A 14665-nucleotide genomic window follows, 5' to 3' on the forward strand; every position below is an offset into this window, starting at 1 on the left:
ACAAGTTTAGTTCATCTGACGGAGAGGGAAGGGATGGGAGAAAAAGGAGGCACTAACAGTTAAATTGCCCGATGACAGGAATATCATCGGGCATAATGCGATTACGCGAGAACCATATCTCCCTGCGGATGGCAGGAACAGGCCAGCACGTAACCCTCAGCGATTTCGGCGTCAGTCAGCGTCATGGTGCTGCTCACCGTGTATTCGCCAGAAATTACTTTTGTTTTACAGCAGCCGCAAACACCCGCACGACAGGCGGCGACGACCGGAACTTTATTGCTTTCCAGCGCCTCCAGCAGCGTGGTGCCAACCGGGGCATAAAATTCTTGTGCCGGTTGTAATTTGGTGAATTTCAGACCACTGGTCGCAGCGTCCGCCACCGGCGTGAAGAACTTCTCTTTAAAGAAGCGTGTTACGCCAAGTGCTTTCACTTCCTGTTCCACCCAATCCATATACGGAGCCGGGCCACAGGTCATCACGGTACGCGAAGCCAGGTCAGGAACGCTTTCCAGCAGTTCGCGAGTCAGGCGACCAGCGATAAAGCCCTCGCTGACGTTATTTTCTGCCACCAGCGTCACCGGATAGTTGCGCCATTCGTCGGCAAAAATGACATCCTGCGGTGTGCGCACGTTGTAGATCACCTGTACATCGGCCTGCGGACGATTTTTCGCCAGCCAGCGACGCATCGACATAATTGGTGTGACACCGCAGCCTGCTGCCAGTAACAGGAATTTCTCTTCTGTTTTATCGTCGCAGGTAAATTCCCCCATCGCATCCGAAAGCCAGAGATAGTCACCGCGTTTCACCTCGCGAGTCAGCCACTGGGAGCCGACACCGTCATCAATCCGCCGCACGGTCAGGGTGATGTATTCACTCACGCCTGGCGTGGAGGAAATGGTATACGCACGCAGCGTTTCTGCTGAGTTACGCACGCTGACCAGCGCATATTGCCCGGCGCGATACGGATAGTAATCGTGGCAAATCAGGGAAAGCGTCCACACATCCGGTGTTTCTTGCTTAATGTGATGAACCTGCATCCGCCACGGGCATTGATTCGTTGGCATCGTCATCGATAAACTCCTTACGCGCTCAACAGTTGCTTCATGTCTTCTTCAACAGTGGTGATAGAACGCAGGCCGAATTTCTCATTCAGCACCGCCAGCAGGTCTGGGGTCAGGAAGCCTGGTGCAGTCGGGCCGGTGACGATATTTTTCACGCCCAGAGAAAGCAGCGTCAGCAGAATAACAATTGCCTTCTGTTCAAACCAGGAGAGTACCAGCGAGAGTGGCAGATCGTTGACACCGCAACCCAGTTTTTCTGCCAGGGTGACAGCCAGAATAATCGCTGAGTATGCATCGTTACACTGGCCGGCATCCACCAGACGCGGCAGACCTTCGATATTGCCAAACTCAAGTTTGTTAAAGCGATATTTACCGCAGGCGAGCGTCAGGATCAGGCAGTCATCCGGCACGCTGGTAGCGAAATCGGTGAAATAGTGACGCTCACCACGGGCACCGTCACAGCCGCCAAGCAGGAAGATATGACGCAGTTTTTCACGGCTCACCAGATCAATCAGCGTATCGGCTGCGCCAAGCAGCGTCTGACGACCAAAACCTACGGTGATCAGATGCGGAATTTCGCTGTACGGGAAGCCCGCCATTTGTTGCGCCTGGGCGATGACCGCAGAGAAATCTTCACCATCCAGATGACGCACGCCCGGCCAGCCAACAATGCTGCGGGTCCAGATACGATCGTCATAAGCGCCGACGGTTGGATCGATGATGCAGTTAGAGGTCATCACGATAGGGCCAGGGAAGCGAGCGAACTCAACTTGTTGATTCTGCCAGCCACTGCCGTAGTTACCGACCAGATGCTTGAATTTACGCAGCTCCGGGTAGCCGTGAGCAGGCAACATTTCGCCGTGGGTGTAGACGTTAACGCCCGTGCCTTCGGTCTGTTCCAGCAGGTTATAGAGATCTTTAAGATCGTGACCGGAAATCAGAATGCATTTACCCGCTGTAGCTTTGACGTTGACCTGAGTCGGTGTCGGATGACCGTATTTACCGGTTTCGCCTGCATCCAGAATGCTCATCACTTTGAAGTTCATCTGGCCGATTTCCATGGAACACTCGAGAAGTGCGTTCATATCGGAAGGCCAGGTTCCCAGCCATGCCATGATTTTATGGTACTGGGCGTAAATATCGTTGTCGTACTGACCGAGAACGTGAGCGTGTTCCATATAGGCCGCCGCACCTTTCAGACCATACAGGCAGAGCAGACGCAGGCCGAGAATATTTTCGCCAATCGTTGCTTTATCTTTATTTGGCGTAAATTCCGCCGCCTGACGTTGCAGTTCACCGAGATCATCGCTCACCAGTTGCAAGTCAGCCATCGGGTTATCGACGCGGGCGTTTGCATCTACTGCCAGGCATTGTGCTTTCAGCGCCTCACGCAGGGCAATCGCTTCACGGGCGTAGCCGACAATACGAGGAGAATCGAAGTTAACGTTAGTCAGCGTTGAGAAAAATGCACGCGGCGCGAAGCTGTCTACGTCGTGGTTGATGATGCCGTATTCACGTGCTTTTACCGCCCAGGCAGAAAGCCCTTGCAGCGCCGCAATCAGTAAGTCCTGAAGGTCAGAGGTTTCCGCCGTTTTACCACACATCCCCTGCGCGTATGAGCAGCCGTTTCCTGCCGGAGTACGGATAGTTTGTTCACATTGCACACAAAACATGATCACACCTTTAAAGTTATATTTAATATACATGTTTAAGGTTAAGACGCTTAACGCGGGGATAAAAGGGATTTTTGTTGCAACTTTAAGGGAGATTGATTTAGCGCAATTTTGGCGGCAGGGTTCTACCGCCAGAGAGGTATTACGCGGAGAAAAGGGCGATCAGAATGGGCACCAGCAGGCTAAGAATAAAACCGTGAACAATCGCCGCCGGGACCATCTCCAGACCACCTGTACGCTGAAGAACGGGCAGGGTGAAATCCATCGATGTGGCACCGCACAAACCCAGCGCCGTTGAGCGACTGCGACGGATAAGTCCGGGGATTAGCATGATGGCGATCAGCTCTCGTGCCAGATCATTAAAAAACGCTGCGCTACCGATTACCGGGCCAAAAGATTCGGTCAACAATATACCGGAAAGAGAATACCAGCCGAAACCGGAGGCCATTGCCAGCGCGGTGTTGATAGGGAGATCAAGAATAAAGGCGTTAATTAAACCGCCAATTAATGAACTGGCAACCACTACCACAGCGACAATCATTCCCCGGCGATTAAGGACAATCTGCTTTAAGGTCATGCCATTATTGCGTAGCTGAATACCGACGAGGAAAAGTAACAGAATTAACGTGTATTCGCTGGCTTCAGTGGCGTGTTGTAAGAAACCTAATCCGCTAAGGCCAATGGCAAAACCAATCACTACTACGCCGCACAGTTTTAGCGACTCCAGTGCCATCGCAATACGTGACGGTAATTTCTCTTGCTGGTGGTTATTACGCCATGGCAAACCACGCTCCAGCCACAGCAAGGCGACAATATTGCATAGCAAAATAACGGTAATACTGACGGCGGAATAATGCAGGATCGCCAGCAAATTACTGGCGAGATTATCAAGGAACGCCAGGCTAATACCCATAAAAAAGAGAATGAGATAGACCATCCAGCTTAATAACTGATTAATGCGTTTTAACGCAGCTTTTTGGCGAAGCGGAATGAGGTAACCCACAATGAGTGGCACCAGAATGATTAACAGCCCAGAAAACATGAAAACTCAGCCCTTGCAAAGAAGAAATCGAAATGCGCGATGACACACTACTGAAAGCGGAAGGATGAGTAAAGTTGCAATTAAAAGGAAACGTTATGCAAATGAGAAGGCCTGACATTGCGTCAGGCCTTCTGCGTTAATTAATCGCGTTTTTCCAGCAGTGTCCGGTAAATCAGACCACCAATAATACCGCCGACAATGGGCACTACCCAGAAGAACCACAGTTGTTCTAACGCCCAGCCACCCTGGAAGATAGCAACCGCAGTGCTGCGCGCCGGGTTAACGGAGGTGTTAGTGACCGGAATACTGATTAAGTGAATCAGCGTTAATGCCAGACCAATGGCAATCGGCGCAAAACCCGCTGGCGCGAATTTGTCGGTCGCACCGTGGATCACCAGCAAGAAACCAGCGCTCAATACCAGTTCAACAACCAATGCAGAAAGCATGGAATAGCCGCCAGGTGAATGCTCACCATAACCGTTAGACGCAAAACCGCTGGCCGCCGCGTCAAATCCGGCTTTACCGCTGGCGATTAAATACAGCAGTGCCGCCGCAACAATACCGCCAACAACCTGGGCAATGACGTAGCCAACGACTTCTTTTGCCGGGAAACGACCGCCAGCCCATAAACCAATAGTGACTGCCGGGTTAAAATGACCACCAGAAATATGACCAACAGCGAAGGCCATGGTCAGTACTGTCAGACCAAACGCCAGCGCGACACCAGCAAAGCCAATACCTAATTCCGGAAATGTTGCCGCCAGCACAGCGCTACCGCAGCCACCAAATACAAGCCAGAAAGTACCAAAACATTCTGCTGCTAATTTTCTGAACATATCCACCTCAATTAAAAATTGACCCTGTGAAAAATATGGTCGTTTTATAGGGTCGTCGTAAAAAAGTGACGACAGAAATAATGCGTGGGTATTTTAAAAACGAAGCTGAGTCATTCGCCAGATAAATAAATCCAGTAATTTTGATTTAGAACAAATGAGAGTTCCCCCATATAGTCATTTGCCTGATTGACAGTGTAGTGCAAACCACGAAATTAAACCTTTGGGGGTAATAAAAATAATACACAAGATTAATCATTTGATTTTATTGTTTTTTGGGGGAAATCAGTGAGAGGGCGTCTGACACAATTATTCGCTCATTTTTCAGACATTTGCCATGCTTAAGTGTGATGTCATCACGTATTCCTGGGGGCTTTCCCGTTATACTGCCGGAGTAAAGGATAAGTAACATATTTCTGGAGGGGATATGATTCTTGAGCGCGTTGAAATTGTGGGCTTTCGTGGTATCAACCGACTATCGTTGATGCTGGAACAAAACAACGTCCTGATTGGGGAGAACGCGTGGGGTAAATCCAGTTTGCTGGATGCGCTAACCCTACTGCTATCGCCAGAATCAGATCTCTACCATTTTGAACGCGACGATTTCTGGTTTCCGCCGGGCGATATCAATGGCCGGGAACACCATCTGCATATCATTCTGACCTTTCGTGAATCGCTGCCAGGGCGGCATCGTGTTCGCCGTTATCGCCCACTTGAAACATGCTGGACGCCGTGCGTCGATGGTTATCACCGCATTTTTTATCGTCTGGAAGGGGAGTGTGCGGAAGATGGCAGCGTGATGACGCTGCGCAGTTTTCTTGATAAAGACGGGCATCCGATTGAGGTTGATGATATTAACGATCAGGCGCGTCATCTGGTGCGGTTGATGCCTGTTCTGCGCTTGCGTGATGCCCGCTTTATGCGCCGTATTCGCAACGGAACTGTACCAAATGTGCCCAATGTGGAAGTTACCGCGCGCCAGTTGGATTTTCTTGCCCGTGAATTATCCTCACATCCACAAAATCTTACTGACGGACAGATTCGTCAGGGGCTTTCGGCAATGGTGCAACTGCTTGAGCATTATTTTTCGGAGCAGGGAGCCGGGCAGGCGAGATACCGCTTAATGCGGCGGCGGGCCAGCAATGAGCAACGGAGCTGGCGTTATCTGGATATCATCAACCGGATGATTGACCGGCCTGGAGGTCGTTCGTATCGGGTTATTTTGCTTGGGCTATTTGCGACTTTGCTACAGGCAAAAGGCACATTGCGGCTGGATAAAGACGCGCGTCCGTTATTGTTGATAGAAGATCCGGAAACGCGCCTGCATCCGATTATGCTTTCAGTCGCCTGGCATCTGTTGAACCTTCTGCCATTGCAGCGTATTGCTACCACCAACTCTGGCGAGCTGCTTTCGTTAACGCCGGTAGAGCATGTTTGCCGTCTGGTGCGTGAATCTTCTCGCGTTGCCGCATGGCGTCTGGGGCCGAGTGGCTTGAGTACCGAAGATAGCCGACGCATATCCTTTCACATTCGTTTTAACCGTCCGTCATCGCTGTTTGCCCGTTGTTGGTTGCTGGTGGAAGGGGAAACAGAAACCTGGGTTATTAACGAACTGGCGCGCCAGTGTGGGCATCATTTTGATGCTGAAGGGATCAAGGTCATTGAATTTGCCCAGTCAGGATTAAAACCGCTGGTTAAATTTGCCCGCCGGATGGGGATTGAGTGGCATGTGCTGGTCGATGGCGATGAAGCCGGGAAGAAGTATGCCGCTACGGTGCGCAGCCTGTTGAATAACGATCGGGAAGCTGAACGAGAGCATTTAACGGCATTACCGGCGCTGGATATGGAGCATTTTATGTATCGCCAGGGATTTTCCGATGTATTCCATCGCGTGGCGCAAATCCCGGAAAATGTACCGATGAATCTGCGCAAAATCATCTCGAAGGCGATCCATCGCTCTTCCAAACCCGATCTCGCCATTGAGGTTGCAATGGAGGCCGGACGCCGTGGTGTGGAGTCCGTACCGGCATTGCTGAAAAAAATGTTCTCGCGCGTGCTGTGGCTGGCGCGCGGTCGGGCAGATTAACCGCGAAACATCGTTGCCATCTGTGGCTGAATAGCGTCGAGCATCTCATAGCGGCGACGGTATTCAGCTCGTTTTTTACTGGCTATTTCAGCAACTTCTTTTCGTACTATCTGACCAGGAAGTCGGTAATGCCGTTCGGCATCGCATTCGCCGCCAACCGACTCCCAGAACGCGTTATAGTCCGCATGGATTTTTCCTTCTTTATCGCGATAGCGCAGGCTGCGATAAATATGCGTTTCATTGCTGACGGCAATAATCTGCTCAACCTGTAAGCGTTGGGCAAAGAGACAGACCGCTTCCATCACCAGACGTTTTGGAAACAGACCGTGGCAGGCTTTCGTCGCATTCTGGATTTCCTGGTGCGGAATTTCCCATTTCGCGCCTTGCAGTCCACCAATAAACAGCGTTCTTTTTCCCTGGTACTCACACAGAGTGAAGGTGATCTCTGCCAGAGGGATGCCCTCGCTGTTACGGAACAGGATCGTGCTGTCACCTTCTTTATCCATTGAGATCATCATGGTCAGTTCAAGCGTGAACTGCTCGCCGTTTTTTCCTTCCAGCTTCGCCAGTTGCAGCCCGGGGGTATTCAAATATAAGCTGAATTCTTCCGCCGACATGCAGGCACGCAGCAATGCATAATGGTAACGTAACGCCTCCAGTAATTGTTTGCGGTTAAGATTGGCGGCAAGGTAAGGGCGATGCAGACGAACAGGCAGTCGCGGCTGGCGTGTTAACAGCGTATTGAGGTTCGGCCAGTGGGATAGTTCGTTCATCCACTCAACGCTTAAACGCGGCATAATCAAAGAGCGCAGCAAAAATTTCTGGCGAAAGCTACGGCGATGCCAGAATTTACCTGGTCGCCACTGGCCACCAGCCAGACTAAGGAAAAGAGACATGCTGCTAAGAGATTCAGATGGCGTAAAAGCCCGTTCAGTAAGTTGTGACATATTCACAAAATCAATGATTATACATAGCGTCGATTTCACCATCGGAAATCTTAACCAAACATCAATAATGTGATTACTAACGGAAATTTTAGGGTTTTGTTGATATTTTGTTGATGTTAACAACGCCCGGATGCGCGTATGGAGTACTCAATATATTTATGAAAAAGCGAAGAAACATTAAGAAGCGTTACGTTATTGCGCTGGTGATAGTCATTGCCGGGTTGGTTGCATTGTGGAAAATTCTCAATGCGCCGGTGCCAACTTATCAGACATTGATAGTGCGCCCCGGTGATTTGCAGCAAAGCGTGCTGGCGACCGGAAAGCTCGACGCGTTGCGTAAAGTTGATGTTGGCGCGCAGGTCAGCGGTCAGTTGAAAACGCTGTCGGTGGCGATTGGCGATAAAGTGAAAAAAGATCAGCTTTTAGGCGTTATTGATCCAGAACAGGCTGAAAACCAGATCAAGGAAGTGGAAGCGACGCTGATGGAGCTGCGCGCACAACGTCAGCAGGCGGAAGCAGAACTGAAACTGGCTCGGGTGACATACTCTCGCCAGCAACGACTGGCGCAAACGCAGGCCGTTTCACAGCAGGATCTCGACACTGCTGCGACTGAAATGGCTGTTAAACAGGCGCAGATTGGCACCATTGATGCGCAAATCAAACGCAATCAGGCCTCTCTCGACACAGCTAAAACCAATCTCGATTACACCCGCATCGTTGCTCCGATGGCCGGGGAAGTCACGCAAATCACTACCCTGCAAGGGCAGACGGTGATTGCCGCACAACAAGCGCCGAACATTTTGACGCTGGCAGATATGAGTACCATGCTGGTAAAAGCGCAGGTTTCTGAAGCGGATGTTATCCACCTGAAGCCGGGGCAAAAAGCCTGGTTTACGGTGCTTGGCGATCCGCTGACGCGCTATGAAGGGCAGATTAAAGATGTGTTGCCAACACCGGAAAAGGTCAACGACGCTATTTTCTATTACGCCCGTTTTGAAGTACCAAACCCCGATGGTCTGTTGCGGCTGGATATGACTGCACAGGTGCACATTCAGCTCACTGATGTGAAAAACGTGCTGACAATCCCACTGTCGGCGTTAGGCGATCCGGTTGGCGATAACCGCTATAAGATCAAACTGCTACGTAATGGAGAAACGCGCGAGCGTGAAGTAACGATTGGCGCACGTAACGATACCGATGTTGAGATTGTCAAAGGGCTGGAAGTGGGCGAAGAAGTGGTGATTGGTGAGGCCAAACCAGGAGCTGCGCAATGACGCCTTTGCTCGAATTGAAGGATATTCGCCGTAGCTATCCCGCGGGAGATGAGCAGGTTGAGGTGCTGAAGGGGATCACTCTGGATATTTATGCCGGAGAGATGGTGGCGATTGTCGGCGCTTCGGGTTCTGGTAAATCGACCCTGATGAATATCCTCGGCTGCCTGGATAAAGCCACAAGCGGCACCTATCGCGTCGCCGGTCAGGATGTTGCCACGCTGGACGCCGATGCGCTGGCGCAGCTCCGTCGCGAGCATTTTGGCTTTATTTTTCAGCGTTACCACCTGCTTTCGCATTTAACCGCCGAGCAGAACGTTGAAGTTCCCGCCGTCTATGCTGGCCTTGAGCGTAAACAGCGACTGCTGCGCGCCCGGCAATTACTGCAACGACTGGGGCTGGAAGAGCGCGCAGAGTATTACCCTGCTCAGCTTTCCGGTGGTCAACAACAGCGAGTCAGTATCGCCCGCGCGTTGATGAACGGTGGGCAGGTGATCCTCGCTGATGAACCGACAGGCGCGCTGGACAGCCATTCCGGTGAAGAGGTGATGACTGTCCTGCATCAGTTGCGCGATCGCGGGCACACGGTGATTATCGTCACTCATGATCCGCAGGTTGCCGCCCAGGCAGAGCTGGTGATCGAAATTCACGACGGCGAAATCGTGCGTAATCCACCTGCTATTGAAAAAAATACTGCTGCAGCCAACAGCGAACCGGGTGTCAAAACGGCGTCTGGCTGGCGGCAGTTCGTCAGCGGTTTTAACGAGGCGCTGACGATGGCGTGGCGCGCGCTGGCAGCCAATAAAATGCGTACTTTACTGACCATGCTGGGGATTATTATCGGTATTGCGTCGGTGGTATCTATTGTCGTGGTGGGCGACGCGGCTAAACAAATGGTACTGGCGGATATTCGTTCTATTGGTACTAATACTATTGATGTCTATCCCGGGAAAGATTTTGGCGATGACGATCCGCAATATCAGCAGGCGCTGAAGTACGACGATTTAATCGCCATTCAAAAACAACCGTGGGTCGCTTCTGCCACACCCGCCGTCTCGCAAAACCTGCGCCTGCGTTATAACAATGTTGATGTTGCTGCCAGCGCCAACGGCGTAAGCGGGGACTATTTTAATGTTTATGGTATGACTTTCAGCGAAGGGAACACCTTTAATCAGGAGCAACTGAATGGTCGCGCGCAGGTAGTTGTTCTCGACAGTAATACCCGCCGTCAGCTTTTTCCGCATAAAGCGGATGTGGTTGGCGAGGTGATTCTTGTCGGTAATATGCCAGCGAGGGTCATCGGCGTGGCGGAAGAGAAACAGTCGATGTTTGGCAGTAGTAAAGTGCTGCGCGTGTGGTTGCCTTACAGCACCATGTCCGGGCGGGTTATGGGGCAGTCGTGGCTTAACTCCATTACCGTAAGAGTGAAAGAAGGCTTTGACAGCGCTGAAGCTGAACAGCAACTCACCCGTTTGTTGTCGCTGCGCCACGGCAAAAAGGATTTCTTCACCTGGAACATGGACGGTGTCTTGAAAACGGTCGAAAAGACCACACGTACTTTACAACTGTTTTTGACACTGGTGGCGGTGATTTCGCTGGTGGTGGGCGGCATTGGCGTCATGAATATTATGCTGGTATCGGTGACAGAGCGGACGCGGGAAATTGGTATCCGCATGGCCGTGGGCGCGCGCGCCAGCGATGTGTTGCAACAATTTCTGATTGAAGCCGTGCTGGTTTGTCTGGTGGGTGGTGCGCTGGGGATAACGCTGTCACTGTTAATCGCTTTCACATTGCAGCTTTTTTTACCCGGTTGGGAAATTGGTTTTTCTCCGCTGGCACTGCTACTGGCGTTTCTTTGTTCAACCGTTACCGGGATTTTATTTGGCTGGCTGCCTGCGCGAAATGCGGCAAAACTGGATCCAGTGGATGCTCTGGCACGGGAGTAATATTTGAGATAAAAATGCCAGCCGATCGGGCTGGCATTTTGCCTGTAGGATGTACACAATGAGACAGAAGAGCTATGCGACTGCAGCTTCTACTTCGACGGGCACAATGACACTGGCATGATTGCCTTTTGGCCCCTGGTGGACATCAAACTGAACGGATTGCCCAGCTTTTAGCGTTCTGTAACCATCCATCTGGATGGTGGAATAATGAGCGAAAATATCTTCGCCGCCGCCTTCAGGGCAGATGAAACCAAACCCTTTGGCATTGTTGAACCACTTAACAGTACCCTTTTCCATGCTTCGACATCCTTCGCAAATCTTATACAAGTAAGATGGAATAAACCGGGGTCAGAGAGGGAGCTGTTCAAAACCTCGCCAACTCTAGAAATACAATTTAGAGAAATAGGGCGAGTCGTCAAGCGTTTGACAGGGGGCTGGGGGTAGGTATGCATCAAAAATTTGAAGCAGTTAACGCTATTGACAGTAATGTGACTGATGTCGCTGATGCCAACGATAGATGATAATTATCTATTATGTGGAGTAGATTGGTCAGGCAAATAAGCTCTTGTCAGCGGCAGAGCGTTCTGCCGATAACCGTAACCGAAGATGATAACTGACAATGGGTAAAACGAACGACTGGCTGGACTTTGATCAACTGGCGGAAGAAAAAGTGCGTGACGCGCTAAAACCGCCATCTATGTATAAAGTGATATTAGTCAATGATGATTACACTCCGATGGAGTTTGTTATTGACGTGTTACAAAAATTCTTTTCTTATGATGTAGAACGTGCAACGCAATTGATGCTCGCTGTTCACTACCAGGGGAAGGCCATTTGCGGAATCTTTACCGCCGAGGTTGCAGAAACCAAAGTGGCGATGGTGAACAAGTACGCAAGGGAGAACGAGCATCCATTGCTGTGTACGCTGGAAAAAGCCTGAATGCAGGCATAAAAATTGGGGGAGGTGCCTATGCTCAATCAAGAACTGGAACTCAGTTTAAACATGGCTTTCGCCAGAGCGCGCGAGCACCGTCATGAGTTTATGACCGTCGAGCACTTGTTACTGGCATTGCTCAGTAACCCGTCGGCTCGGGAGGCGCTGGAAGCATGTTCCGTGGATCTGGTGGCGCTCCGTCAGGAACTGGAAGCCTTTATTGAACAAACCACACCCGTTCTGCCTGCCAGTGAAGAGGAGCGTGACACGCAGCCGACGCTGAGTTTTCAGCGTGTACTGCAACGTGCGGTCTTCCATGTTCAGTCCTCCGGTCGCAGTGAGGTTACCGGTGCGAATGTTCTGGTTGCTATCTTTAGCGAACAGGAGTCACAGGCTGCCTATCTGTTGCGCAAACATGAAGTCAGCCGTCTTGATGTGGTGAACTTTATTTCTCATGGCACGCGTAAAGACGAGCCATCTCAGTCTTCTGAACCAGGAAACCAGCCCGGCAGTGAAGAACAAGCTGGTGGGGAGGACCGTATGGAGAATTTCACGACAAACCTGAACCAGCTTGCGCGCGTGGGAGGAATCGACCCGCTGATTGGTCGTGAGAAGGAGCTGGAGCGCGCCATTCAGGTTCTCTGTCGCCGCCGTAAAAACAACCCACTGCTGGTTGGCGAGTCTGGCGTTGGTAAAACTGCGATTGCGGAAGGTCTCGCCTGGCGTATTGTCCAGGGCGATGTACCGGAAGTGATGGCTGACTGTACGATTTACTCTCTGGATATCGGTTCCCTGTTAGCGGGAACTAAATATCGCGGCGACTTTGAAAAACGTTTCAAAGCGTTGCTCAAACAGTTGGAGCAGGATACCAACAGCATCCTGTTTATCGATGAGATCCACACCATCATCGGCGCAGGCGCAGCTTCTGGCGGTCAGGTGGATGCGGCTAACCTGATTAAACCACTGCTCTCCAGCGGTAAAATTCGCGTTATAGGTTCGACGACGTATCAGGAGTTCAGCAACATTTTCGAGAAAGATCGTGCTCTGGCGCGTCGCTTCCAGAAAATCGATATTACTGAACCGTCGATCGAAGAAACCGTTCAAATCATCAACGGTCTGAAACCGAAGTATGAAGCGCACCACGACGTGCGTTATACCGCGAAAGCGGTGCGTGCGGCGGTAGAACTGGCGGTGAAATACATTAACGATCGTCATCTGCCGGACAAAGCGATTGACGTTATCGACGAAGCGGGCGCTCGCGCACGTCTGATGCCGGTAAGCAAGCGCAAGAAAACGGTCAATGTGGCGGATATTGAGTCCGTGGTGGCGCGTATCGCACGTATCCCAGAGAAGAGTGTTTCTCAGAGTGACCGCGATACTCTGAAAAACCTCAGTGATCGCCTGAAAATGCTGGTCTTCGGTCAGGATAAAGCCATTGAGGCGCTTACCGAAGCCATCAAGATGGCGCGTGCGGGTTTAGGCCACGAACATAAACCGGTCGGTTCGTTCCTGTTTGCTGGTCCAACCGGGGTCGGCAAAACTGAGGTCACGGTGCAGCTTTCCAAAGCCCTCGGCATTGAGCTTCTGCGCTTTGATATGTCCGAGTATATGGAACGTCACACTGTCAGCCGCCTGATTGGTGCGCCTCCGGGATACGTCGGTTTTGATCAGGGTGGTCTGCTGACCGATGCGGTCATCAAGCATCCGCACTCGGTGCTGCTGCTGGACGAAATCGAGAAAGCGCATCCGGACGTGTTCAATATCCTGTTGCAGGTGATGGACAACGGCACGCTGACCGATAACAACGGACGCAAGGCCGATTTCCGTAACGTGGTGCTGGTGATGACTACCAACGCCGGGGTACGTGAAACCGAGCGTAAATCGATTGGGCTTATCCACCAGGATAACAGCACCGATGCGATGGAAGAGATCAAAAAGATCTTTACGCCAGAGTTTCGTAACCGTCTCGACAATATTATCTGGTTCGATCATCTCTCAACCGACGTGATCCATCAGGTGGTTGATAAATTCATTGTCGAGTTGCAGGTTCAACTGGATCAGAAAGGTGTTTCTCTGGAAGTGAGCCAGGAAGCACGTAACTGGCTGGCTGAGAAAGGTTACGACCGGGCAATGGGCGCACGTCCGATGGCTCGCGTCATCCAGGACAACCTGAAGAAACCGCTCGCTAACGAACTGCTGTTTGGCTCGCTGGTGGATGGCGGTCAGGTCACTGTTGCGCTGGATAAAGAGAAAAATGAGCTGACCTACGGGTTCCAGAGTGCACAAAAGCACAAAGCGGAAGCAGCGCATTAATCTGGGGTCGTGAAGCCTTTTAAGTAGGTTGATAAAGTCCGTAATCTCGTAAGAGGTTACGGATTTTTTTGTTTGTGAGGTGGGGCGGTAAAAACCCTATTTTTGAGGGCGAAGGTAAGTTATTGATAATTAATGCTGCTGGAAGGCAAGGATAAAAAAGGGGCTGGACAAGGAATTTTGCTGGTTTCGCTTTATTAACAATGGGCTAAGCGTGTAGTATTTGAGTTCACTGCCGTACAGGCAGCTTAGAAAAATAGGGCTGAGCAAAGCCTCCAAGCTGTCCAGTTCACTGCCGTACAGGCAGCTTAGAAAGAGGGAATACGGGGAAACGCGGTAACACCTGTGTTCACTGCCGTACAGGCAGCTTAGAAAACGATGTGATAAAACTCATTACTCCCTGTGCAGTTCACTGCCGTACAGGCAGCTTAGAAAACTTGTTCAGCTCACATAAAGCTGGCGAGCCGGTTCACTGCCGTACAGGCAGCTTAGAAAAGCATCCTGTGCCACTGACGCCATCGTTTCAGGTTCACTGCCGTACAGGCAGCTTAGAAAACTCAGG

12 protein-coding genes and 1 CRISPR repeat array are annotated in these 14665 nt (G+C 51.1%); of the genes, 6 read left to right on the forward strand and 6 right to left on the reverse strand.

Annotated features, from left to right (window positions below; genetic code table 11):
- Positions 1-101 precede the first annotated feature (101 nt).
- The 4 genes from hcr to aqpZ all read right to left on the reverse strand — a co-directional run bounded on the left by hcr (position 102) and on the right by aqpZ (position 4612).
- Complete coding sequence (gene hcr, locus A31E_RS18005; RefSeq protein WP_001516083.1) at positions 102-1070, reverse strand: NADH oxidoreductase; 969 nt, start codon at positions 1068-1070, stop codon at positions 102-104.
- 11 nt (positions 1071-1081) lie between these two features.
- Positions 1082-2734: a hydroxylamine reductase gene (gene hcp, locus A31E_RS18000; RefSeq protein WP_000458827.1), complete on the reverse strand. Its 1653-nt coding sequence runs from the start codon at positions 2732-2734 to the stop codon at positions 1082-1084.
- A gap of 142 nt (positions 2735-2876) precedes the next feature.
- Positions 2877-3776, reverse strand: a complete 900-nt coding sequence (gene lysO / locus A31E_RS17995) for an L-lysine exporter LysO (RefSeq protein WP_016248529.1) — start codon at positions 3774-3776, stop codon at positions 2877-2879.
- Between the two features lie 140 nt (positions 3777-3916).
- A complete protein-coding gene (gene aqpZ / locus A31E_RS17990) occupies positions 3917-4612 on the reverse strand; it encodes an aquaporin Z (RefSeq protein WP_001516085.1) in 696 nt (231 codons plus the stop codon).
- A 424-nt stretch (positions 4613-5036) separates the two neighbouring features.
- On the opposite strand from aqpZ, the gene A31E_RS17985 reads away from it, so the two are divergent.
- A complete protein-coding gene (locus A31E_RS17985) occupies positions 5037-6695 on the forward strand; it encodes an ATP-dependent endonuclease (protein WP_000599821.1) in 1659 nt (552 codons plus the stop codon).
- On the opposite strand, the gene A31E_RS17980 is transcribed toward A31E_RS17985, so the two are convergent.
- Positions 6692-7642 carry a VirK/YbjX family protein gene (locus A31E_RS17980; RefSeq protein WP_133053296.1) on the reverse strand — a complete coding sequence of 317 codons (951 nt, stop codon included), beginning with the start codon at positions 7640-7642 and terminating at the stop codon, positions 6692-6694. The two genes, A31E_RS17985 and A31E_RS17980, sit on opposite strands and share 4 nt — an antisense overlap.
- A 158-nt stretch (positions 7643-7800) precedes the next feature.
- On the opposite strand from A31E_RS17980, the gene macA reads away from it, so the two are divergent.
- The gene (macA, locus tag A31E_RS17975; protein ID WP_000747340.1) at positions 7801-8916 is read left to right on the forward strand and encodes a macrolide transporter subunit MacA; all 1116 of its coding nucleotides are present in this window, start codon (positions 7801-7803) and stop codon (positions 8914-8916) included.
- A complete protein-coding gene (macB, locus tag A31E_RS17970; protein ID WP_016248530.1) occupies positions 8913-10859 on the forward strand; it encodes a macrolide ABC transporter ATP-binding protein/permease MacB in 1947 nt (648 codons plus the stop codon). The genes macA and macB overlap by 4 nt, the downstream gene beginning before the upstream one ends.
- A 72-nt stretch (positions 10860-10931) precedes the next feature.
- Here macB and cspD read toward each other — a convergent pair whose 3' ends face one another.
- Positions 10932-11156 (reverse strand): cold shock-like protein CspD, encoded by a 225-nt coding sequence (gene cspD, locus A31E_RS17965; protein WP_000410785.1) that lies wholly within the window; start codon positions 11154-11156, stop codon positions 10932-10934.
- A gap of 149 nt (positions 11157-11305) precedes the next feature.
- On the opposite strand from cspD, the gene A31E_RS26180 reads away from it, so the two are divergent.
- The 3 genes from A31E_RS26180 to clpA all read left to right on the forward strand — a co-directional run bounded on the left by A31E_RS26180 (position 11306) and on the right by clpA (position 14106).
- Complete coding sequence (locus tag A31E_RS26180) at positions 11306-11380, forward strand: hypothetical protein (protein ID WP_212741843.1); 75 nt, start codon at positions 11306-11308, stop codon at positions 11378-11380.
- A 98-nt stretch (positions 11381-11478) separates the two neighbouring features.
- Positions 11479-11799, forward strand: a complete 321-nt coding sequence (clpS, locus tag A31E_RS17960; protein WP_000520777.1) for an ATP-dependent Clp protease adapter ClpS — start codon at positions 11479-11481, stop codon at positions 11797-11799.
- A gap of 30 nt (positions 11800-11829) precedes the next feature.
- A complete protein-coding gene (gene clpA / locus A31E_RS17955; protein ID WP_000934071.1) occupies positions 11830-14106 on the forward strand; it encodes an ATP-dependent Clp protease ATP-binding subunit ClpA in 2277 nt (758 codons plus the stop codon).
- 224 nt (positions 14107-14330) lie between these two features.
- A CRISPR array of direct repeats spans positions 14331-14658; the repeat unit is 28 nt; unit sequence GTTCACTGCCGTACAGGCAGCTTAGAAA.
- Positions 14659-14665: the final 7 nt, after the last annotated feature.

Origin of the sequence: Escherichia sp. KTE159 (assembly GCF_000408805.1) — a bacterium.
In the GTDB taxonomy this organism is placed as follows: domain Bacteria; phylum Pseudomonadota; class Gammaproteobacteria; order Enterobacterales; family Enterobacteriaceae; genus Escherichia; species Escherichia marmotae.